Origin of the sequence: Micromonospora sp. NBRC 110038 (assembly GCF_020884815.1) — a bacterium.
GTDB lineage: Bacteria > Actinomycetota > Actinomycetes > Mycobacteriales > Micromonosporaceae > Micromonospora > Micromonospora haikouensis.
In genome coordinates this window covers 207,266-227,427 of record NZ_BBOL01000002.1, presented here as the reverse complement: position 1 = coordinate 227,427, position 20,162 = coordinate 207,266, and the positions used below count along the sequence as shown (strand labels likewise).

The following is a 20,162-nucleotide window of genomic DNA, read 5'->3' as shown; positions in this document are numbered from 1 at the left end:
GTACCCGCTGCCACCTCACCGCGCACACCAACGACCACACCGGCCGTACCGGCGCAGCTAGTTGACACACGTTACGCCGATCTCCGTGGGCCGTCCGCGCAAGGGAGTGTCCCGTGTGTCCGGCCTGCGGAAAAGTCCCCGCAACACGATCGATGTCGGATGTTAAGAACCTCACTCTCCGGCCGCCGCCAGAACCGGCGAGGATCATCCGCCCGGGTCAGCCGGATGCGCCCCCGGTGAAGTTCCAGGCCGCCAGGCGCAGCGCCGGCGCGTCCCACCAGACGCCGTCGACGCGGTCCGGCTGCCGGACCGCCCGGCGGCCGATCCCGAGCACGGCCCCCGGGCCCAGCGCCCGGGGGTAGGACTCGGTGAACCGGAAGTTCTGCACCGCCCGCACCGGCACCCCGCCCTCCACGAGCCAGACCCCGTTGCGGGTCAGACCCGTGATCACCAGGCTCTTCGTGTCCAGCACCCGGGTGTACCACAGGTCGCTGACCAGCAGGCCGCGTTCCATCCCGGCGACCAGGTCGGCCGTGGAGTCGTCGACCAGCGGCCCCGCCGGTGCTGGCGACCCGTGCTGAGCCCCGTCGCCGTGCCCTGTCCCGGCGGCGTGCTGAGCCCGGTGGCCGCCGGCCGCCGGCGCGTGCGCCGGGGCGCCGGCGTCGCCCGCCGGGGCGGGGCCCGACAGCCGCAGGTTGACCGGCATCGGGCCGAAGGTGGCCGCGTCGGGCGACGCGTGCCCGGTGGAGCCCACCCCGGCCGCCGCGCCGCTGCGCCGGTCGTGCGCCACCGCGACGGTGGTGCCGGCGTCGACCAGCGTCAGGGCCCGCCGGCCCGTGCCCTCCACGTCGAACGGCAGCCCCGACCCGGCGAGCGGGTCGTCGACCAGCGTGACCGCCGGGTCGAACTGGGCCACGCCCGGCTCGGCGAAGGACTGCCGCTCGGCGTGCCGCTTGCCGTTGAAGCCCCACAGGGCGAAGTTGTGCAGCAGGTCGGCGACGGCGGCCGGCTCCAGCACCACCTCGTAGCGGCCCGGAGGCAGCTCGACCGGGTCCACGGCCGCCCGTGCCTTCGCGGCGGCCCGGGCCCCCAGCGCCGCCCCGTCGAGGTCGGCCAGCCGGTCGACGTGCAGCCGGGCCACCCCGTCCGCGCCGCCGGTGCGGGCGATGCCGTCCATCGCGGCCTCGGCGGCGACGCCCTGCGCCGAGTGCCCGGTGGAGTTGGCGAACGCTGCCGCCCGGTAGCCGGTGCGGCAGTAGCCGGCGGCCTCCAACCCACCCACGGCGTCGACGAACGCGCGCACCCGCTCGGCCCGCTCGCCCGGCTCGGCGAAGGCCGTGGCCTCGTCCCAGGCCGGGGCGGCGGGCACCGGCGAGCGCGGGGTCAGCCCGGGCCAGGCCGGATCCGGCGGGCATAGGCGGGCTGCCGCGAGGGCCCGCTCGACCAGGGCGGCCAGCCCGTCCGGGGTGACCACGCTGCCGCCGCCGGCCGCCGTGCGCCCCTCGGCGTGCACGCGCAGCCGCACGGAGACGCCCGACTCGGCGACGTTCTGGTGCACGAAGGAGTTGGCGAACCGGGTCAGCGCCAGGTCGGCGCGGGTGACCACCACCTCCGCCTCGGCCCGCGGCCCGGCCAGCCGGCGGACCAGGTCGACCACCTGGTCGGCGAGCCCCAGCACGTCCCGCCCACCGTCCTGCCTCATGCGCGCACCCCCACTCGGACGTTGCGGAACCGGGCCGGCGCGGCCGGGTGACCCGTGTGGCCGACCTGGCCGGGCTGACCCTTGCCGCAGTTGGGCGTGCCCCAGGCGACGGTCTCGGCGGAGAGCATGTCCATCGAGCGCCAGAACAGCGGGCCGATGCCCGTGTAGGTCGGGTTGCGCAGCATCCGCCCCCGCCGGCCCCGCTTCACCTCCCAGCCGATCTCGCAGCCGAACTGGAAGTTGAGCCGCTTGTCGTCGATCGACCAGGAGCGGTTGATGTCCATCAGCACCCCGTCGTCGGTGGCGGCGATGATCTCGTCGAGGGTGTGCGGGCCGGGCTCCAGCCCGACGTTCGTCATCCGCACCATCGGCAGCCGGGCCCAGCCGTCGGCGCGTACGCTGCCGCCGTAGTCCAGGCCGGCGACGGCGGCCGAGTCGCGGCCGGCGAGCACCCCCACCCACCGGCCCTCGCGCACCGCGTCCCGCCGCACCGCCGGGGAGCCCTCGTCGTCGAAGCCGAAGCTGCCCAGCGCGCCGGGGATGGTCGGGTCGATCGTGACGTTCATCAGCTCGGAGCCGTAGCGCAGCGAGCCGAGCTGCGCCAGGTCCAGCCAGGAGGTGCCGGCGAACGCGGCCTCCCAGCCGAGGATGCGGTCCAGCTCGATGGCGTGCCCGACGGACTCGTGGATCTGCAACGCGAGCTGCTCGCCGCCGAGGATCAGGTCGGTCTCGCCCGCCGGGCACTCGGGCGCGGTGAGCAGCGCGCGGCTCTCCTCGGCGACCCGGGCGGCGTGCGCGGCCAGGTCGAGCCGGGTGACCAGCTCCCAGCCGGTCGTGCCGTACTGGCCGCGGTAACTCGGATAGGACCGGCGCTGGGTCTCGCCGTCGCCGATCGAGGTGGCCGAGATGCCGCCGCCGCACTCGCGGATGCGCTGGTCGATGCGGTGCCCCTCGCTGGAGACGAACCACTTCGTGGTGTCCCACACCTGGTAGAGGCCCTCGGCCAGGTCGGCGCCGTGCTCCCGCATGGTCGCGGTAGCGCCGACCAGCAGGTCGCCCTTGTCGGACAGGGCCACCCCGAGCGGGTCGACCTCGCACGCCGAGGACCAGCTCGCGACGACCGGCTCGGCCGGCACCAGGTCGACCGGCGGACCGGGGACCCGGGCGCTCGCGGCGGCGATCAGCGCGGCCCGCCGGCCGGCGTCGCGGGCGGCGGCGTCCGACAGCTCCGGTACGGCGTGGAAGCCCCAGCCCGACCCGACCAGCGCCCGGACGCCCAGCCCGAGGCTCTCGTCCTGGGTCAGCTCCTCGACGTCGCCGTTGCGGGCCGACATCGACTCGTAGCGGCGGTGCATCACCCGGGCGTCGGCGTACCGCGCGCCCGCGTCCAAGGCGGCCTGCACGGCGGCGGACGCCGCATCGAATCCGGTCACGACGACGCCCCGCTGCGCTGCGCGCCGCCCTGGGACACCGGGCCAGTTGGATGATTCGCTCGCTGGCGCTCGCTCATGCGCCCGACCCTAGGGGACGGGGCCGACATCCGTCAGGGGACGAGATCCTCGGGCCGGATCTTCGCCCGGACGGGCTCGACCAACTCCAGCACCTCGCCCCGCTTGGCGACGGAGTGCTCCACGTAGTGGGCGTGCCGACGCCGGTGCAGGCGCAGCGCGCCGGTCTCCTGCTCGACCAGGAGGTACCAGTCGATGTGGGCGGCGGCGTAATAGTGCATCTTCAGCACCTTGTCGGTGGACGCGTTCCCCGGCGAGATGATCTCGCAGACCAGCCGGACGTCGGCCGCCGCCACGTAGACGTCGTCGAGGTCGACCGGGTCCGTGACAACGAGGTCGGGGACAGGGACCCGCCCGGACTGGAGCCGGACGTTCACCGCCTCCAGCAGCTCCAGCCCGGCCGCCTCGGCGGCCGGTTCGAGGATGTTGCCCAGCTTGCGGGAGATCCGTTGGTGCCGTGGGGTGGGGGCTGGGGTCACGTGGAGGCTCCCGTCGAAGAGTTCGACCCGTTGCGACGTCTCGCCGAGAGCGAGGTACTCCTCCTCGGTCCACGGTCCGTCGTGGTCGAACACCGCCGCGGTCATGGTCACCCCCACCTCGATCGATCGGGCACGGATCCTCTCCCGGCCACCCCCATCATGGTCGCACCCGACGTGCGACCTGTGCGGCTTCGCCGGTCTCGCGATCAGGGGTGTCGGAGGGAGTTGCCGAGTCGTTACGCTCAGCACCGCTGACAGCCCTCGATCTGTAGCTTATTTTCAGCCTCAGTGATCTGTTGTAGTTTCTCTTCGTCACTGGGGGAGGTGGTCGTGGGCGAGCCAGCACCGGCGTCCGACCCGTACCTGCGGGTCGACGACCTGCGGGTGCGCTTCGACACCGCCGACGGCACCGTCCGCGCGGTCGACGGGGTCTCCTTCGCCGTCGAGCGGGGCCGCACCCTCGCCGTCGTCGGCGAGTCCGGCTCCGGCAAGAGCGTCACCTCGCTGGCGATCCTCGGCCTGCACGACCCGAGGCGCACCACCGTCACCGGCGGGATCTCCGTCGGCGGCCGGCAGCTCGTCGGCCTGCCCGAACAGGACGTCCGCCGGCTGCGCGGCCGGGACGTCGCGATGATCTTCCAGGACCCGCTGTCGGCGCTGCACCCCTACTACACCGTCGGCCGGCAGATCGCCGAGGCGTACCGGGTGCACCACCCGGGTGCCGGGCGGCGGGAGGCCCGGCGGCGGGCCGTCGACATGCTCGGCCGGGTCGGCATCCCCCAGCCGGAGCGGCGCTACGACCAGTACCCGCACGAGTTCTCCGGCGGCATGCGGCAGCGGGCGATGATCGCCATGGCCCTGGTCAACGACCCGGCCCTGCTGATCGCCGACGAGCCGACCACCGCCCTCGACGTCACCGTGCAGGCGCAGATCCTCGACCTGCTCGCCGACCTCCAGGCCGAGTTCCGCTCGGCGATCATCCTGATCACCCACGACCTCGGCGTGGTCGGCCAGGTCGCCGACGAGGTGCTGGTCATGTACGCCGGCCGGGCGGTCGAGCACGGCAGCGCCGAGCAGGTGCTGCGCCGGCCCCGGCACCCGTACACCTGGGGTCTGCTCTCCAGCGTGCCGTCGTTGCACGGCGACGCCGACGCGGACCTGGTGCCCATCCCCGGCAACCCGCCCAGCCTGATCGACCTGCCGCCCGGCTGCGCCTTCCACCCCCGCTGCCGGTACGCCGACCGCACCGGCGGCCGCTCGCGCGCCGAGGTCCCGGCGCTGGCCCCGGCCGGCGAGCCCGGCCACCTGGCGGCCTGCCACCTGCCAACCGACGAGCGCGCCCGGCTGCACGCCGAGGGCGTCGCGCCCACGGGGGCGGCCCGATGAGCGAGCCGCTGCTGCGGGTCAGCGGGCTGACCAAGCACTTCCCGGTGCGCACCGGGTTCCGCGCCACCGGCCTGGTGCGGGCCGTCGACGGCCTCGACTTCGCGGTGCGCCCCGCCGAGACGCTCGGCCTGGTCGGGGAGTCCGGCTGCGGCAAGAGCACCACCGGCCGGATGCTGGTGCGGCTGCTGGAGCCGACCGCCGGGCGCATCGAGTTCGCCGGCCGCGACATCACCCACGCCGGGCGGCGGGAGCTGCGCCCGCTGCGCCAGGACCTCCAGATCATCTTCCAGGACCCGTACGCGTCGCTGAACCCCCGGCACACCGTGGGCCGGATCGTGGCGATGCCGCTGCGCGTCAACGGGATCGACCCGCCCGGCGGGGTGCGCCGCCGGGTGCAGGAGCTGCTGGAGCTGGTCGGGCTCAACCCCGAGCACTACAACCGCTACCCGCACGAGTTCTCCGGCGGGCAGCGCCAGCGCGTCGGCATCGCCCGGGCCCTCGCGCTGCGGCCGAAGCTGATCGTCGCCGACGAGCCCGTCTCCGCCCTCGACGTGTCGATCCAGGCGCAGGTCGTCAACCTGCTGCGCGACCTGCAACGCGACCTCGGGCTGGCGTTCGTGTTCATCGCCCACGACCTCGCGGTGGTGCGGCACTTCTGCCAGCGGGTCGCCGTCATGTACCTGGGGCGGATCGTGGAGATCGGCGACCGGGCGGACATCTACGAGCGGCCCCGGCACCCGTACACCCGGGCCCTGCTGTCGGCGATCCCGGACGCGACGCGGCTCGGCCCCGGCGGGCGGATCCGGCTCACCGGCGACGTGCCGACGCCGCTGAACCCGCCGTCGGGCTGCCGGTTCCGCACCCGCTGCCCCAAGGCCCGCGACATCTGCGCCACCGAGGAGCCGGCGCTGGTGCCCCGCGACGGCAGCGGGCAGTCGGTCGCCTGCCACTTCCCGGAGCCGGACGGGGCCGGCGACTTCCCGGGGCACGACGGGGCCGGCGACTTCCCGGAGCCGGACGGGCGCGACGCGGCCGGCGCGAGCGGTGCGGAGGTGACGGCGTGAGCCTGTCCCCGGTCGAGGGCGTGGCCCTCGCGGAGATCGAGTCCACCGGCGACGGCCCCGGGGGCTCCCGCGTCGTCGGCCGCTCGCCCGGCCAGCTCGCCTGGGCCCGGCTGCGCCGGGACCGCACGGCCGTCGTCAGCGCCGCCATGCTCGCCTTCTTCCTGCTGGTCGCGCTGGCCGTGCCGCTGATCGAGGCGCTGTACGGCATCGGCCCCCGCGAGCAGTTCCAGAGCCGGCTCGACGGCTTCGGCATGCCGCTGGGCTACGCCGGCGGCGTCACCGGGGAACACTGGTTCGGGCTGGAGCCGGGCCTGGGGCGGGACATCTTCATCCGGATGGTGCACGGGCTGCGCACCTCGCTGTTCATCGCGATCGCCGCCGCCGTCGTCACCGCCGCGATCGGCGTCGTGCTCGGCACCCTCGCCGGCTACCTCGGCGGCTGGCTCGACGCGGTGGTCAACTGGATCACCGACCTGACCCTGGCCATGCCGTTCCTGATCATCGCGCTGGCGCTGACCCCGACGATCGCGCTGCGCTTCTACGGCCAGCGCGAGGAGGTGCCGCCCGCGTTCCAGATCGGCGTGCTGATCGCCATCTTCGCCCTGTTCGGCTGGACCAGCACCGCCCGGCTGGTGCGCGGGCAGGCCATCGCGCTGCGCGAGCGGGAGTTCGTGGAGGCCGCCCGGGCCAGCGGCGCCGGGCTGGGACACATGCTGTTCCGCCAGCTCCTGCCCAACCTCTGGGCGCCGATCCTGGTGTCGTTCTCGCTGGCCGTGCCGTCGTACATCACCAGCGAGGCGGCGCTGTCGTTCATCGGGGTCGGGCTCACCGACGCCACGCCGAGCTTCGGCCGGATGATCTACCGCAGCCTCGACTACCTCCAGACCGACCCCGCGTACGTCTTCTTCCCCGGCGTCACGATCTTCGCGCTGGTCTTCGCCTTCAACCTCTTCGGGGACGCGCTGCGCGACGCGCTCGACCCGAAGTCGTCCCGGTAGGAGGGCTGCACCATGGCGCGGTTCCTGGTCAAGCGGCTGCTCTCGGCGACGCTCACCCTGTTCGCGGTGAGCGTGCTCAGCTTCCTGATGTTCTTCGCCCTGCCGCGCGACCCGGTCAGCGGTATGTGCCCCAAGAACTGCAACCCGGAGCGGCTGGAGCGGGTCCGCCAGGAGCTGGGCCTGCGCGACCCGCTGGTCACCCAGTACGCCGGCTACATGAAGGGCATCGTCACCGGGCGTGACCTCGGCAGCGCCCAGGGCGGCCGGTGCGACGCGCCCTGCCTGGGCTGGTCGTACGTCACCAACGAGGCCGTCAGCGACACCATCGCCCGGGTGCTGCCGGTGACCCTGAGCATCGTGATCCCGGCGGCGGTGCTGTGGCTGCTGCTCGGCGTCGGCCTCGGCATGGTCTCGGCGCTGCGCCGGGGCACCTGGCTGGACCGGCTGGCCATCGGCTTCTCGCTGACCGGCGCGTCGTTGCAGCTCTACTTCGTCGGGGCGGTGCTGCTGCTGGTCTTCGTCTACCACCTGCGGCTGCTGCCGGTGCCCAGCTACACGTCGCTGTTCGACGACCCGCTCAAGTGGGCCAGCGGCCTCGTGCTGGCGTGGGTCTCGCTGGCGTTCCTCTTCTCCGCCATCTACGCGCGGCTGTCGCGGGCGCAGATGCTGGAGACGCTGTCGGAGGACTTCGTCCGCACGGCCCGCGCCAAGGGCCTGACCAAACCGAAGGTGTACGGGCGGCACGCGCTGCGCGCGGCCATCACCCCGGTGGTGACCATCGCGGGGCTCGACGTGGGCGGGGCGCTGGGCGGCACCGTCATCACGGAGACCACGTTCGGCATCCAGGGGCTGGGGCGTACGGCCGTCGACGCCGTCCGCGCCGGTGACCTGCCCACCATCATGGCGACCGTGCTCATCGCGGCGGTGTTCGTGGTGCTGGCCAACGTCGTGGTGGACCTGCTCTACGCGGCGATCGACCCTCGGGTGCGGCTGCGCTGATCGTTTCGACCGGATTCATCGACAGAGGAGGTAGGAGATGCGACCACGCGCAGCGGCCGGCGTCGGCGGCGCCATCGCACTGGTGGTGGCGCTGGGGGCGTGCTCGGAGAACACGGGCGAGGGCACCACGGTCGACACCGGCCGGCAGCAGACCGGCGTCATCGCCACCGACCCGAAGGACTCGCAGGGCCCGGCGGCCGAGGTGAGCGGGGCGCGCAAGGGCGGCACGTTCACCATCATCCGGGAGACCCCGATCTCCCACCTGGACCCGCAGCGGACGTACTCGTTCGCGGGCCTGATGGCCAACCCGCTCTTCGCCCGCTACCTGACGACCTGGAAGGACGACGGCAAGGGCGGCCTCGTGCTCGTCGGCGACCTGGCCGAGACCCCGGGCACCAACGTCAACAACGACTGCAAGGTCTGGCAGTTCACGATCAAGCAGGGCGTGAAGTTCGAGGACGGCAGCCCGATCACGTCGAAGGAGATCGCGTACGGCATCGCCCGCTCCTTCGACCCGGACCTCGCCGGCGGCCCCACCTACCTGCAGGAGTGGCTGGCCGACACCCCGCAGTTCGACACGAAGTGGGACTTCAAGAAGAACAAGGGCGCGCTCCCGCCCGGCCTGACCACCCCGGACGAGCGGACCCTGCGCTTCGAGTTCGCCAAGCCCCGCTGCGACCTGCCGTTCGCGGTGTCGCTGCCGACCACCGCGCCGCTGCGGCCCGACAAGGACACCGGGGTCAACCTGGACCAGCGGCCGTTCTCGTCCGGGCCGTACAAGATCGCCAACAACCAGGTCGGCGTGCAGCTCACCCTCGACCGCAACCCGAACTGGGACCCGGCCACCGACCCGGTGCGCCACCAGTACCCGGACCAGTTCGTGTGGAGCTTCGGCCCGACCGCCGACGCCGCCAACAACCGGGTGATCGCCGACAACGGCCCCGACCAGAGCGCGCTCGCCTTCAACTCGGTGCCGCCCTCGCTGGTCGCCCGGGTGGCCCAGGACGCGGCGCTGAAGTCGCGCACCATCCTCTCGCCGACGCCGAGCGCCAACCAGCTCGTCATCAACAACCAGCGGGTGACCGACCTCAAGGTCCGCCAGGCGCTGAACTACGCCATCGACCGGGAGGGCCTGGTCAAGGCACTCGGCGGGCAGACCATCGCCCAGCCGCTGACCACCCTGATGCCGCCGGCCACGATCGGCTTCCAGGCGTACGAGGCGTACCCGGCCGGGGCGAACGGCGACGTCGACAAGGCCAAGGAGCTGCTCGGCGGGCAGACGCCGGAGCTGGTCCTCGGCGTGGCCGACAACACCAACGAGCAGGTGCAGGCGACCCAGCTCAAGGGCAACCTGGAGCGGGCCGGCTTCAAGATCACCGTGCGGAACATCCCGGACGACGCCAAGCTCGACGAGGTCAAGAAGAAGAACAACCCCTGGGACCTGTACATCGGCAACTGGGCGGCGGACTGGCCCAGCGGCGCGTCGATCCTGCCGGTGCTCTACGACGGCCGCACCATCAAGGCCGAGGGCAACAGCAACCAGTCGTACTTCAACGACCCGGCCATCAACGCCGAGTTCGACCGGATCCTTGCCTTGGAGCCGGCGAAGCAGGGCCCGGAGTGGGCCAAGCTCGACCAGCGGATCATGACCGAGCACGCCCCGGTGGTGCCGCTCTACGTCGACGTGGCGTATAACGTGCACGGGTCGAAGGCCGGCGGGGTCTTCATCTCCAGCGTCTTCGGCTACCCGTCCTTCGTCGACGCGTACGTCAAGGGCTAACCCCCACCCCCCGCTGCCCCGCCCGCCCCGCCCCGCCTTGGTGATCAAGAGGTTTGCGTCATCGTCGAGATCAAACTTGACGCTTTCCTCTTGATCGCTGAGGGCGGGGCGGGGCGGGGCGCGGCTGGTGGGTGGGGTAGGGGATCATGTCGCCTTCGACTCAGAGAAGTCCTGGTGTTCAGCATGATGGTGCGTGGCTCAGTTGCGGTGGTGGCCGTCTGCTTGGCGACCGCGTGCGGTCCTTCGACGGCTCACCCAACGGATCGGTCAGCGGGCGAGACGATCCCCGCCACGGCGGGGGTCACGGGCTCCGCCCCAGCCATGAAGCCCGCCTCCCCGGCCGTGCCGGCGACCGGCGGACCCGGCTACTCCGCGACCCTGTCCGCGCGCCTGCTGACCACGGACTCGCTGCCGCCCGGGTTCACCGTGCAGATCGCGACGGTCATGGCGCGGGATGCAGGGAATGCGGGGGATCGGCGCGCAGACAGCGGCTGCTCGGACCACATGATCCCGCTGCTGTCGGCATCGCGGCTGACGGGGACTCCGTCTGCGATGGCAGCAGCCACCCTGAGCCGTGACGGAAATCCCGACAACTCCTGGCTCTGGGTGGGAACCGAGATCATCCGGACGTACGCCGACGACGGGGCACGACGGGCGATGACCGACCTGCGCACCTTCGTCGGCCGTTGCCCCACCGTCGCGTCTGGTCCGGGCGGCGGCAGCTACCGCTTCGCACTGGCACCAGGGCCAGGGCTGGGCGATGACAGCCTGCGGGTCAGCAGCAGCTCGACATCCGGTGCCGACACGCTGACCTTCGACAGCATTCTCGTCCGGACCGGCACCGCTCTGATCGTCGTGAAAGAGCAGGGCAACAACCCTGACGACGACAAGCTCCTGGCCCAGGTCGCCGAGGCCGCGCTCCGCAGATACCAGGCGACCGGGTCCTGACCACGGCGTCGTTAACAAGGGGCCCCTGCTATACAGAAAGCGTTAACAAGGTGCCCCTCCTTACCCCAGGTGGGTGCGGAGGAAGTCGAGTTCCAAGCGGAGCAGGCGTTCCGACAGGCCGCCGGCCGCCATGTGGGTGGCCCCGGTCAGCGGCAGCACCGAGTGCGGCCGGCCCGCCGCCAGCAGCGCCGCCGACAGCCGCAGCGTGTGCGCGGCCACCACGTTGTCGTCGACCAGGCCGTGCACCAGCAGCAGCGGCCGGGCCGGCTCGCCCGACACCGGCGGCTCGGCCGCCAGCTCCAGCAGCGAGTGGTGCGCGTACACGTCCATGCCGTCCTCCGGCAGGCCCAGGTAGCGCTCGCTGTACGCCGTGTCGTACAGCGTCCAGTCGGTGACCGGGGCGCCGGCGATCCCGCAGCGGAACAGCTCCGGGTGGCGCAGCACCGCCAGCCCGGCCAGCCAGCCCCCGAACGACCAGCCCCGGATGCCGACCCGTTCCAGGTCCAGGTCGGGATGCTTGTCGGCGAGCGCGGTCAGCGCGTCGATCTGGTCGGTCAGCACCACGTCGGCCAGCCGGCGGTGCACCGCCTTCTCGAACGACGGGGCCACCCCCGGGGTGCCCCGGTTGTCGACCGTCACCACCGCGAAGCCCGAGTCGGCCCACCACTGCCGCTCCAGCCAGGCGGCCCGCGCGGCCACCACCTCCTGGTGCCCCGGGCCGCCGTAGACGTCCAGCAGCACCGGCAGCCGGGTGCCCTTGACGTGCTGGGTGGGGTAGACCACCGCGCTGGGCAGCCGCCGGTCGGTCACCCGCACCATCGTCGGCCGGGGCGCGTACGGCGGGGCGGCGGCCAGCGAGCGCAACTGGGCGACCTCCCGGTCGCCGCGCCACACCGCCCAGGTGGTGCCCGGCTGGTCCAGCGACGCGGTGCCGACCACCAGCGTGTCCCCGCCCACGGCGGCCGTGTGCCAGCCGGGGGTGCCGCTCATCCGGCGGGCGTCCACCCCGCCGCCGATCAGGGTGCGCACCCGGTAGAGGTGCCGCTGGCTGGGCTCGCCCTCGCTCGCCTCCACCAGCAGGTCGGCCGGGCCGTTGCCGGCGGGCAGCCGGCCCACCACCCGGCGCACGTACAGCGACGGCGGGGTGAGCAGGGTGCCGTCGGCGAACAGGCAGCGGGCGTCGTACCCGTCGTGGGCCAGCTCGCCGCCGACCAGCACCCGCCCGTCGGGCAGGTGGGCCGGGGTGCCGGGGATCGGCTCGACCCAGCGCGGGTCGGCCAGCTCGGCGTGCACCTGGGTCTCGCCGGTGCGCGGGTCGACCGCGAGCACCAGGCCGTGCTGCTGCGAGCGGCGCAGCACCGTGAGCAGCGGGTTGCCGTCGGCCCAGTCGACGGAGGCGAGGTACGGGTAGGTCTCGCGGTCCCAGTGCACGTCGACCCAGCCGTCGTCGAGGTCGAGCAGGTGCAGGCTGACCTCTGCGTTCGGCCCGCCCGCCTGCGGGTACGCCACGGTCGTCGGCGGGCTGGCCGGGTCGGCCGGGTCGTGCAGGTGCCAGTGGGGTAGGCGGGACTCGTCGACGCGGGCGGCCAGCACGCCGCGCCCGTCGGGCGCCCACCAGTAGCCCCGGAACCGGTGGAACTCCTCGGCGGCGACGTGCTCGGGCAGCCCCCAGGTGACCCCGCCGTCCTCGCCGGCCAGCAGGCTGTCGGTGCCGTCGGGGGCCACCACCCGCAGCTCGCCCCGGCGGACCCCGGCGGCGGCGTCGGTGACGTACGCCAGCCGCTCGCCGGTGGGGTCGGGGCGCGGGTCGAGCGCCGGGCCGACGGTCGCCACCTCGACCACGTCGCCGTGCACCAGGTCGGCCCGGAACAGCCGCCCGGCCAGCGCGAACACCGCGATCCGGCCGGCCGCGTCCAGCGCGTACGAGCCGATGCCGGCGGCGCTGAGCCGCCGCCGCTCGCGCAGCGCCCGCTCGCCGGGGGTGAGCGCGGCCGGGTCGCCGCCCGCGCCGAGCAGGGCCGTCGGGTCGGCGACCAGCCGTTCCTCGCCGGTGGCCGGGTCGAGCAGCCAGAGCGCGTCGGCGGGATCCTCCGGACCGGCCGAGCGCAGGAAGATCACCCGGGATCCGTCGCCGGCCACGGTGACGGCGCGCGGCGCCCCGTGGCCGAACCGGCGGGTACGGGCGGCCAGCTCCGGAAAGTCCACACGTCGGATCGTAGAGCCGCCCCGGGGGTGATGTGGCGGACCTGGCGGGACGCGTCGGGGCCGGCGCGGGCGAACCGCCGGTTAGAGTGACCGTCGTGACGACGCTGCCCGACCGCCGCCTCCTGCTGGTCCACGCGCACCCCGACGACGAGTCCATCGGCACCGGTTCGACGATGGCCCACTACGCCGCCGCCGGTGCCCACGTCACGCTGGTGACCTGCACGCTCGGCGAGGAGGGCGAGATCCACGTGCCGGAGCTGGCGCAGCTCGCCGCCGCCGAGGCCGACCAGCTCGGCGGGTTCCGGATCGGGGAGCTGACCGCCGCCTGCGCCGCGCTCGGCGTCACCGACCACCGGTTCCTCGGCGGCGCGGGCCGCTACCGCGACTCCGGGATGATGGGGATGGCCACCAACGAGCACCCCCGGGCGTTCTGGCAGGCCGACCTCGACACGGCCGCCGGGTTCGTCGTGGAGGTCATGCGGGAGGTACGCCCGCAGGTCATGATCACGTACGACCCGAACGGCTTCTACGGCCACCCCGACCACATCCAGGCGCACCGGGTGGCGATGCGGGCGCACGAGCTGGCCGCCGCCGAGGGGTTCGCCCCGGCCAAGGTCTACTGGACGGCCATGCCGCGCAGCGTGCTGGAGGCCGGACTGAGCCACTTCACCGAGGCGGCGGACAACCCGTTCGAGGGCATCGGCAGCATCGACGACCTGCCCTTCGGCACCCCGGACGAGCAGATCGCCGCCCGGATCGACGCCACCGACCAGCACGCCGCGAAGGAGGCGGCGATGCGGGCGCACGCCACCCAGATCCCGGCCAACTCCTGGCTCTACTCGATCGCCGGCAACTTCGGGGCCGAGTTCATGGGCGTGGAGTACTTCACGCTGGCGGTGGGGGAGAAGGGGCCGGGCAGCGGCCCGTACGGCTGGGAGGACGACCTGTTCGCGGGGCTCGACCTCGACGGGGACGGCGCGGGGCGGACCCCGGTCGCGGCGGCCGGCGTCCGGTGAGCCTGCCCGCCGCGCCGATGTCGGTCCTCCCGCCGCAGGCCCCCGTCCCGTCCCCGCCGGGGCGGTCGTGGCGGCTGCTCGACCTCGCCCTGCGGGTCGCCGGTGGCGTGGTGGCCGTGGTGGGCGCGGTGGCGACGGGCCTGCTGGAGCTGATCCTGTCCACCGTCCGGGTCTCCGGGACGCTGGTCGGCGCGTCGGTGCCGGTGGTGGTCCTCGCCAACGTGGCGTTGAGCTGGTTCGCCCACGCGGCGGTGGGCCGCCGCTGGGCGGTGGTGCTGCCCGCCACGCCGTGGTTCGTGCTCATGGGCGCGGCGGCGATCCGGACCAGCGAGGGCGACCTGCTGTTGGCCGGGGACAACTGGGTCGGGCTGGCGATGATCGTGGCGGGCGCGATGACGTTCGCGGTGATGGGGTTCCGGCAGGTGCTCGCACCGCCACCGGCCCGTCGCGACGGGTGATGACGACGCACAGGTTGCGGTGGTAGATATTCCTGCCAGGAGGCCCGCCGTCGGGGCGGGCGGTGCGGCGGGAGGCGTGCGATGAGGGATCGGTGGCGGGCGGTCGGGCTGCTCGCGGTGGCGTTGTTCGCGGTCAACGTGGTCGCCCGGGTGGTCATCCGGCTCGGTTTCGACGGCGACGACACCGCCGCCGACCGGGTGTCGCTGGCGATGTTCCTGGTGATCGGGCTGATCCTCGCCGTGCTGGCGTTCCGCTGGGGGCAGGACCGCCCGCTGGGCCTCTGGGCGGCCGACGTGGCCGCCGGCGTCGGGGTGGCGCTGCTGCTGACCGTCCTGGTCGGGCCGCTGCTGGTCGGGCAGAACCCGTTCGGCGGTGGGGCGGGCACCTTCTTCGCCCAGATCTGGCTCTACCTCGCGGCGACCGCCGCCGGTGTCCTCGTCGGCTACCTGACGGTCACCGCGCTCGGCCGCGACCACCGCTCCCGGATGCTCAAGCGCTACGCCGAGATCAAGACCGCCAAGCCGCGCCGCCCCGTGCGCCGCTGACCGGTTCCCGTCGCCGCCAGGAATCAGGGCGCGACGCGGGTGAGATAGGTGTGGTGCGTGGTGAAGCCCAGGCGCCGGTAGAGGGTCACCGCCGGGGTGTTGCGCTGCTCCACCTGGAGGAACGCGCCGGAGGCGCCCAGGGCGGCGCCCCAGTCGGCCAGGGCGCGGACGACGTGGGTGGCCAGGCCCTGGCGGCGGGCGTGCGGCAGCGCCTCGATCAGGCTCAGCCCGAGCCAGCGCCCGTCGCCGGTGACCGTGCCCCGGCCGATGGCGAGCAGCACGCCGTCGGCGTACACGTGGGCGAAGCGGACCTGGCCCACGGCGGTGAGCACGTGGCGGGCGGCGTCCGGGAGGCCGCCCTTGCGCCCGGCGGCGACGGCGAGCCAGTCGTCGGACGGCGCGGCGGCCAGCTCCACCGGCGGCAGGCCGGCGCGGCCCGGTGCGGCGGGCGGGGCGCCGGCCCCCGGCTCGACCTCGCCGTGCCGGCCCGGCGGCGCGTCGACCTGGCCCGGCGGCGTGTCGGGGCGGCCGGGTGGTGGGCCGGCGCGCAGCGGGGCGAGGGGCGCGGTCTGCACCAGCGTCAGCGGCCGGGAGGTCCAGCCCCGCGCGTCCAGCTCGGCGCCGACCGGGGCGGCGAGCGGCAGCGGCGTGTTGACCAGGGCGGGCTGCCCGAGGTCGGCATACCAGCGCTCGACGGCGTCCAGCGCGGCCGGCAGCGGCCGGTCCGGGTCGCCGACCGGCAGCGCCGAGTTCGCCCGGCCGGTCCAGCCCTCCGCGCTGCGCAGCAGCCAGTCGCCGAGCCGGCCCCGGGTGGGCGCCGGCCACGCCTCGTCGGAGGCCAGCTCCAGCGCCACGACGGCGGCGGCGGTCGGCCGGCGCGCCGGCGGCACCCGCTTGGCCCGGTGCACCTCGGCCACCGGCACCCGCAGCCGACCCTGGTCGGTGGCCAGGGTGACGTGGGTCTCGGTCAGCTCGACCAGCTCGCCGAGGGCATCGGAGAAAAGCGGCCGACCCTCGCGAACCCCCACAATCCGGCGGACCACGATCCGGTGTCCCACATCCTGCTGTCGGAGCACGATCGACCCCCTCCCCGGCGAGATACTAGGCTCTAACCGTCGCGGTGATCGCGGCGTGTCTTGCGGAGGAGAAGACCGGTGACCTACATCATCGCCGAGCCCTGCGTGGATGTGCTCGACAAGGCATGCATCGAGGAATGCCCGGTCGACTGCATCTACGAGGGCAACCGGATGCTCTACATCCACCCCGACGAGTGCGTCGACTGCGGTGCCTGTGAGCCGGTCTGCCCGGTCGAGGCGATCTTCTACGAGGACGACGTCCCGGAGCAGTGGAAGGACTACACCGGGGCGAACTACGAGTTCTTCGAGGACCTGGGCTCGCCCGGCGGCGCCTCGAAGATCGGCAAGGTGGAGAAGGACGCGACGTTCGTCGCGGGCCAGCCGCCGCGCGGAGAGGGCCACTGAACCGGCCCGCGCCGGTCTCGTCGCGGCTGCCCGAGTTCACCTGGGACACCCTGGACGCCGCGGCCGCCCTGGCCGCGGCGCACCCGGACGGCCTGATCAACCTGTCGATGGGCACTCCGGTCGACCCGGTGCCCCCGGTGATCCGGCAGGCCCTGGCCGACGCGTCCGACGCACCCGGATACCCGCTGACCGCCGGCACCCCCGCCCTGCGGGACGCCGTCGCGACGTGGGTGGCCCGGTCCTGCGACGCGCGCGTCGACGGCCTCGGCGTGCTGCCCACCATCGGCTCCAAGGAGCTGGTGGCGTGGCTGCCCACCCTGCTCGGCCTCGGGCCCGGTGACGTCGTCGTGGTGCCGTCGATCTGCTACCCGACGTACGAGGACGGGGCGCGGATCGCTGGGGCCACCACCGTGCGCACCGACTCGCTGACCGCGCTCGGCCCCGACCCCCGGGTCCGCCTGGTCTGGGTCAACTCGCCCGGCAACCCGACCGGCCGGGTGCTGCCCGCCAACCACCTGCGCAAGGTGGTCGACTGGGCGCGGGAGCGGGGGGCCGTCGTGGCCAGCGACGAGTGCTACCTGCCGCTGGGCTGGTCGGCCGCCGCCGAGCCGGTCTCGGTGCTCGCGCCCGAGGTCAGCGGCGGGTCGTACGACGGGCTGCTGGCGGTGCACTCGCTGTCCAAGCGCTCCAACCTGGCCGGCTACCGCGCGGGCTTCGTCGCCGGGGATCCCGCTCTGGTGGCGGAGCTGCTGAAGGTGCGCAAGCACGCCGGCATGATCGTGCCGGCCCCGGTGCAGGCGGCGATGATCGCCGCGCTGGGCGACCAGGAGCACGCCGACGCCCAGCGGGAGCGCTACCGGGCCCGGCGGGAGCGGCTGCTGGCCGCGTTCACCGGGGCCGGGTTCACCGTCGAGCACTCCGAGGCCGGGCTCTACCTGTGGCTGACCCGGGGCGAGGACTGCTGGGCGACCGTCGACTGGCTGGCCCGCCGGGGCATCCTGGTCGCGGCCGGCGTGTTCTACGGGCCGGGCGGCGCGCAGCACGTCCGGGCGGCGCTGACCGAGTCCGACGAGCACGTCGCGGCGGTCGCCGCCCGCCTCGCCCAGCCCTGACGGCGCGTGATGGTGGACAGTCTCCGGGCCGCGGTGGTGGGCACCGGGCTCATCGGCGGCTCGATCCTGCTCCGGCTGCGGGAGCGGGACGTCGACGTCGCTGGCTGGGACCCGGACGCCGCCACCCGGGCGGAGGGCCGCGCGCGGGGGATCGACTTCCCCGACGCGCTCGCCGACGCCGTCCGCGACCGGGACGTGGTGTTCCTCTGCGGCCCGCTGTCCAGCCTGCCGGAGACCCTGCGCACCGTCGGCGGGCTGACCGGCCCCGACTGCGTGCTCACCGACGTCGGCAGCACCAAGGGCGGCATCGCCGCGTACGCAGCGGGGCACGGGCTGACCGGCCGGTTCGTGCCGGGTCACCCGATGGCGGGGACGGAGCGCGCCGGGCTGACCGCCGCCAGCCCCGCCCTCTTCGACGGGGCGGCCTGGGTGCTCTGCCCCACGGCGGCGGGCCTCGACCGGTTCCGGACGCTGGCCGCCCTGCTCGTGGACGTGTTCGGCGCGCGGATCGTACCGCTGGATCCGGACGCCCACGACGCGGCGGCGGCCCTCGCCTCGCACCTGCCGCACCTGCTGGCCGGCACCCTGGCCGCGACGGTGGCGGAGGCCGACCTGCGCGACGCCGCGCTGGGGCTGGCCGCCGGCAGCTTCCGCGACGGCACGCGCGTCGTCGGCACGCCGGCCGCCCGCACGGTGGACATGCTGCTGAACAACCGCGACCAGCTGCTCGCCCAGCTCGACCGGGTGCGTGGTCTCCTCGACCGGTATGCTGCCGCGCTGCGCGGCGGCGACGCGGCGGCCCTGGCCGACCTCCAGCAGCGGGCGCGCGGGCTCCGGCTGGCGCTGCTCGACCGGGAGCTGCCCGCCGCCGCCCCCCGCACCTTCCCGCGCGCCCTCCCGCCCGGCGCGGAGCCCGACGACGCGGCGGCCGACGGGGAGCTGGCCTACCTGCTGTCGCTCGGTGCGGCCGGCGGCTACCTGACCGGCTGCGCGGTCACGGACGCCACGGTCACCTACGCCGCCCACCTGCCCCGCGGGTGTTAGAAGGGGCCCCTGCTCTACAGAATGCGTCAACAAGGTGCCCTTCCTCTAGGGTGAGAGCATGGTGGACGGACCGGTCGTGGCGGTGCGCGGCGAGGCGTACCGGGAGGTTCCGCCCGAGCTGGCGCGGTTCACGGTGACCGCGACGGCCCGGGACCGCAGCCGGGAGGCCGTGCTGAGCCGGCTCGCCGAGCGGGCCGCCGCCGTGCGGGTGCTGCTCGACGCCGCCGAGCCGGCCGTGGACCGCCGGGAGACCGGCGACCTGCGGGTGTGGCCGCAGACGCGCCGCTCCGGCGAGCGGGTGGTGGCCTGGCACGGCAGCGTCGGCACCACCGTCACCGTCACCGACTTCACCGCGCTGGGCGAGCTGATGCTGCGGCTGGCCGACCAGGACCAGGTCGAGATCGCCGGCCCGTGGTGGTCGCTGCGGCCGGACAGCCCCGCCCACCGCGACGCCCGGCACGCCGCGATCGCCGACGCGCTGGCCCGCGCCCGGGAGTACGCGGAGGCGCTCGGCGCCCGGGTGACCGCCCTGCTGGAGCTGGCCGACACCGGGCCGGCCCCGCAGCCGATGTTCGCCCGCGCCGCGTTCGCCGGTGGCGGCGGCGGGGAGTCCGGCGGCCCGCCGGAGCTGGACCTGGACCCGCAGCCGCAGTCCGTGCACGCGGCGGTGGAGGCCCGGTTCACGATCTCCGAGCCGGTGCTGGGCTGATGCCGACCGCCGACGTGCTGGCCGTCGAGGAGCTGGTGGCGCGGGCCCGCGTCCTGGCCGACGCCGGCCCCCGCCAGCTGCTGGGCATCGCGGGCGCGCCCGGGGCGGGCAAGTCGACGCTGGCCGAGCGGGTCGTCGCCGAGCTGGGCGGGGTGGCCCGGCTGGTGCCGATGGACGGGTTCCACCTGGCCCAGGCGGAGCTGCGCCGGCTCGGCCGGGACGCGCGCAAGGGCGCGGTGGACACGTTCGACGTGGTCGGGTACGTGTCGCTGCTGCGCCGGCTGCACCGGCTGGAGCCGACCTCGGTGTGGGCGCCGGAGTTCCGCCGCGACCTGGAGGAGCCGGTCGCCGGGGCGATCGAGGTGCCGCCGGAGGTCCGGCTGGTGGTGACCGAGGGCAACTACCTGCTGCTGCCGGACTACCCGTGGGACGAGGTGCGGTCGCTGCTGCACGAGGCGTGGTTCCTGGACCTGGACGCCGAGGTGCGGCACCGCCGGCTGACCGCCCGGCACGAGGCGTACGGGCGGTCGCCGGAGCAGGCGCGGGCCTGGGCGCTGGGCAGCGACGAGACCAACGCGGCCCTGGTGGCCGGCACCGCCGGCCGGGCCGACCTGGTGGTCCGGCTGGCCGACCCGCCGCCGGCCTGACCGGGGCGGCGGCACGGCCGCGCCCCCGGCGGGCGGTCCGGCCGACGCCGAGCCAACCGGTGGCCCCGGCGAACGGAACC

19 protein-coding genes are annotated in these 20,162 nt (G+C 74.4%); 14 read left to right on the top strand and 5 right to left on the bottom strand.

What is annotated here, in order from left to right:
- Positions 1 to 217: 217 nt before the first annotated feature.
- The 3 genes from LPU61_RS08635 to LPU61_RS08625 form a co-directional block, all read right to left on the bottom strand.
- Positions 218 to 1,702, bottom strand: a complete 1,485-nt coding sequence (locus tag LPU61_RS08635; RefSeq protein WP_043965774.1) for a TldD/PmbA family protein — start codon at positions 1,700 to 1,702, stop codon at positions 218 to 220.
- Positions 1,699 to 3,135 carry a TldD/PmbA family protein gene (locus LPU61_RS08630; protein WP_043965776.1) on the bottom strand — a complete coding sequence of 479 codons (1,437 nt, stop codon included), beginning with the start codon at positions 3,133 to 3,135 and terminating at the stop codon, positions 1,699 to 1,701. Before LPU61_RS08630 ends, LPU61_RS08635 begins: the two co-directional genes overlap by 4 nt.
- 110 nt (positions 3,136 to 3,245) lie before the next feature.
- Positions 3,246 to 3,794 (bottom strand): Uma2 family endonuclease, encoded by a 549-nt coding sequence (locus tag LPU61_RS08625; protein WP_229404662.1) that lies wholly within the window; start codon positions 3,792 to 3,794, stop codon positions 3,246 to 3,248.
- Between the two features lie 225 nt (positions 3,795 to 4,019).
- On the opposite strand from LPU61_RS08625, the gene LPU61_RS08620 reads away from it, so the two are divergent.
- The 6 genes from LPU61_RS08620 to LPU61_RS08595 all read left to right on the top strand — a co-directional run bounded on the left by LPU61_RS08620 (position 4,020) and on the right by LPU61_RS08595 (position 10,864).
- Positions 4,020 to 5,075, top strand: a complete 1,056-nt coding sequence (locus LPU61_RS08620; RefSeq protein ID WP_144420332.1) for an ABC transporter ATP-binding protein — start codon at positions 4,020 to 4,022, stop codon at positions 5,073 to 5,075.
- Positions 5,072 to 6,139, top strand: coding sequence for an ABC transporter ATP-binding protein (locus LPU61_RS08615; protein WP_043965782.1), 1,068 nt, complete (start codon positions 5,072 to 5,074; stop codon positions 6,137 to 6,139). Before LPU61_RS08620 ends, LPU61_RS08615 begins: the two co-directional genes overlap by 4 nt.
- Positions 6,136 to 7,137: an ABC transporter permease gene (locus tag LPU61_RS08610; protein WP_229404661.1), complete on the top strand. Its 1,002-nt coding sequence runs from the start codon at positions 6,136 to 6,138 to the stop codon at positions 7,135 to 7,137. Before LPU61_RS08615 ends, LPU61_RS08610 begins: the two co-directional genes overlap by 4 nt.
- Positions 7,138 to 7,149: 12 nt before the next feature.
- Entirely contained in the window at positions 7,150 to 8,136 is a 987-nt protein-coding gene (locus LPU61_RS08605) for an ABC transporter permease (RefSeq protein WP_043965786.1), read from the top strand.
- A gap of 37 nt (positions 8,137 to 8,173) precedes the next feature.
- Entirely contained in the window at positions 8,174 to 9,916 is a 1,743-nt protein-coding gene (locus tag LPU61_RS08600; protein ID WP_229404660.1) for an ABC transporter substrate-binding protein, read from the top strand.
- Positions 9,917 to 10,237: 321 nt separating this feature from the next.
- On the top strand, positions 10,238 to 10,864 hold the full coding sequence (locus LPU61_RS08595) for a hypothetical protein (RefSeq protein ID WP_229404659.1): 627 nt from the start codon (positions 10,238 to 10,240) through the stop codon (positions 10,862 to 10,864).
- 60 nt (positions 10,865 to 10,924) lie between these two features.
- Here the strand turns inward: LPU61_RS08595 and LPU61_RS08590 are convergent, their stop codons facing one another.
- Positions 10,925 to 13,069, bottom strand: coding sequence for a prolyl oligopeptidase family serine peptidase (locus LPU61_RS08590; protein WP_229404658.1), 2,145 nt, complete (start codon positions 13,067 to 13,069; stop codon positions 10,925 to 10,927).
- A gap of 86 nt (positions 13,070 to 13,155) precedes the next feature.
- Here LPU61_RS08590 and mshB point away from each other — a divergent pair, with 86 nt between their 5' ends.
- The 3 genes from mshB (at position 13,156) to LPU61_RS08575 (ending at position 15,089) form a co-directional block, all read left to right on the top strand.
- Positions 13,156 to 14,085 carry an N-acetyl-1-D-myo-inositol-2-amino-2-deoxy-alpha-D-glucopyranoside deacetylase gene (gene mshB / locus LPU61_RS08585; RefSeq protein WP_091277068.1) on the top strand — a complete coding sequence of 310 codons (930 nt, stop codon included), beginning with the start codon at positions 13,156 to 13,158 and terminating at the stop codon, positions 14,083 to 14,085.
- Between the two features lie 17 nt (positions 14,086 to 14,102).
- Positions 14,103 to 14,543 carry a hypothetical protein gene (locus LPU61_RS08580; RefSeq protein ID WP_043966549.1) on the top strand — a complete coding sequence of 147 codons (441 nt, stop codon included), beginning with the start codon at positions 14,103 to 14,105 and terminating at the stop codon, positions 14,541 to 14,543.
- 81 nt (positions 14,544 to 14,624) lie between these two features.
- Positions 14,625 to 15,089, top strand: a complete 465-nt coding sequence (locus tag LPU61_RS08575; protein ID WP_229404657.1) for a hypothetical protein — start codon at positions 14,625 to 14,627, stop codon at positions 15,087 to 15,089.
- Between the two features lie 23 nt (positions 15,090 to 15,112).
- On the opposite strand, the gene LPU61_RS08570 is transcribed toward LPU61_RS08575, so the two are convergent.
- A complete protein-coding gene (locus LPU61_RS08570) occupies positions 15,113 to 16,165 on the bottom strand; it encodes a GNAT family N-acetyltransferase (protein ID WP_229404656.1) in 1,053 nt (350 codons plus the stop codon).
- Positions 16,166 to 16,243: 78 nt separating this feature from the next.
- On the opposite strand from LPU61_RS08570, the gene fdxA reads away from it, so the two are divergent.
- From fdxA to LPU61_RS08545, 5 genes are read left to right on the top strand one after another with little or no spacing between them, the layout of a single operon-like run.
- Positions 16,244 to 16,570, top strand: a complete 327-nt coding sequence (fdxA, locus tag LPU61_RS08565) for a ferredoxin (protein ID WP_007072862.1) — start codon at positions 16,244 to 16,246, stop codon at positions 16,568 to 16,570.
- Positions 16,567 to 17,682: a succinyldiaminopimelate transaminase gene (dapC, locus tag LPU61_RS08560; protein ID WP_043966552.1), complete on the top strand. Its 1,116-nt coding sequence runs from the start codon at positions 16,567 to 16,569 to the stop codon at positions 17,680 to 17,682. Before fdxA ends, dapC begins: the two co-directional genes overlap by 4 nt.
- 9 nt (positions 17,683 to 17,691) lie before the next feature.
- Positions 17,692 to 18,726: a prephenate dehydrogenase/arogenate dehydrogenase family protein gene (locus LPU61_RS08555; protein WP_229404655.1), complete on the top strand. Its 1,035-nt coding sequence runs from the start codon at positions 17,692 to 17,694 to the stop codon at positions 18,724 to 18,726.
- 58 nt (positions 18,727 to 18,784) lie between these two features.
- Positions 18,785 to 19,435, top strand: coding sequence for an SIMPL domain-containing protein (locus tag LPU61_RS08550; RefSeq protein ID WP_043965800.1), 651 nt, complete (start codon positions 18,785 to 18,787; stop codon positions 19,433 to 19,435).
- Positions 19,435 to 20,082, top strand: coding sequence for a nucleoside/nucleotide kinase family protein (locus tag LPU61_RS08545; RefSeq protein ID WP_229404654.1), 648 nt, complete (start codon positions 19,435 to 19,437; stop codon positions 20,080 to 20,082). Before LPU61_RS08550 ends, LPU61_RS08545 begins: the two co-directional genes overlap by 1 nt.
- Positions 20,083 to 20,162 lie beyond the last annotated feature (80 nt).

What these genes read in the sequence shown, in the direction of transcription:
- LPU61_RS08635 (WP_043965774.1), bottom strand. Translation starts at nt 1,702, where the DNA reads ATGAGGCAGGACGGTGGGCGGGACGTGCTGGGGCTCGCCGACCAGGTG.
- LPU61_RS08605 (WP_043965786.1), top strand. Translation starts at nt 7,150, where the DNA reads ATGGCGCGGTTCCTGGTCAAGCGGCTGCTCTCGGCGACGCTCACCCTG.
- LPU61_RS08545 (WP_229404654.1), top strand. Translation starts at nt 19,435, where the DNA reads ATGCCGACCGCCGACGTGCTGGCCGTCGAGGAGCTGGTGGCGCGGGCC.
- LPU61_RS08615 (WP_043965782.1), top strand. Translation starts at nt 5,072, where the DNA reads ATGAGCGAGCCGCTGCTGCGGGTCAGCGGGCTGACCAAGCACTTCCCG.
- LPU61_RS08555 (WP_229404655.1), top strand. Translation starts at nt 17,692, where the DNA reads ATGGTGGACAGTCTCCGGGCCGCGGTGGTGGGCACCGGGCTCATCGGC.
- LPU61_RS08575 (WP_229404657.1), top strand. Translation starts at nt 14,625, where the DNA reads ATGAGGGATCGGTGGCGGGCGGTCGGGCTGCTCGCGGTGGCGTTGTTC.
- LPU61_RS08595 (WP_229404659.1), top strand. Translation starts at nt 10,238, where the DNA reads ATGAAGCCCGCCTCCCCGGCCGTGCCGGCGACCGGCGGACCCGGCTAC.
- LPU61_RS08600 (WP_229404660.1), top strand. Translation starts at nt 8,174, where the DNA reads ATGCGACCACGCGCAGCGGCCGGCGTCGGCGGCGCCATCGCACTGGTG.
- LPU61_RS08550 (WP_043965800.1), top strand. Translation starts at nt 18,785, where the DNA reads ATGGTGGACGGACCGGTCGTGGCGGTGCGCGGCGAGGCGTACCGGGAG.
- LPU61_RS08625 (WP_229404662.1), bottom strand. Translation starts at nt 3,794, where the DNA reads ATGACCGCGGCGGTGTTCGACCACGACGGACCGTGGACCGAGGAGGAG.
- LPU61_RS08580 (WP_043966549.1), top strand. Translation starts at nt 14,103, where the DNA reads ATGTCGGTCCTCCCGCCGCAGGCCCCCGTCCCGTCCCCGCCGGGGCGG.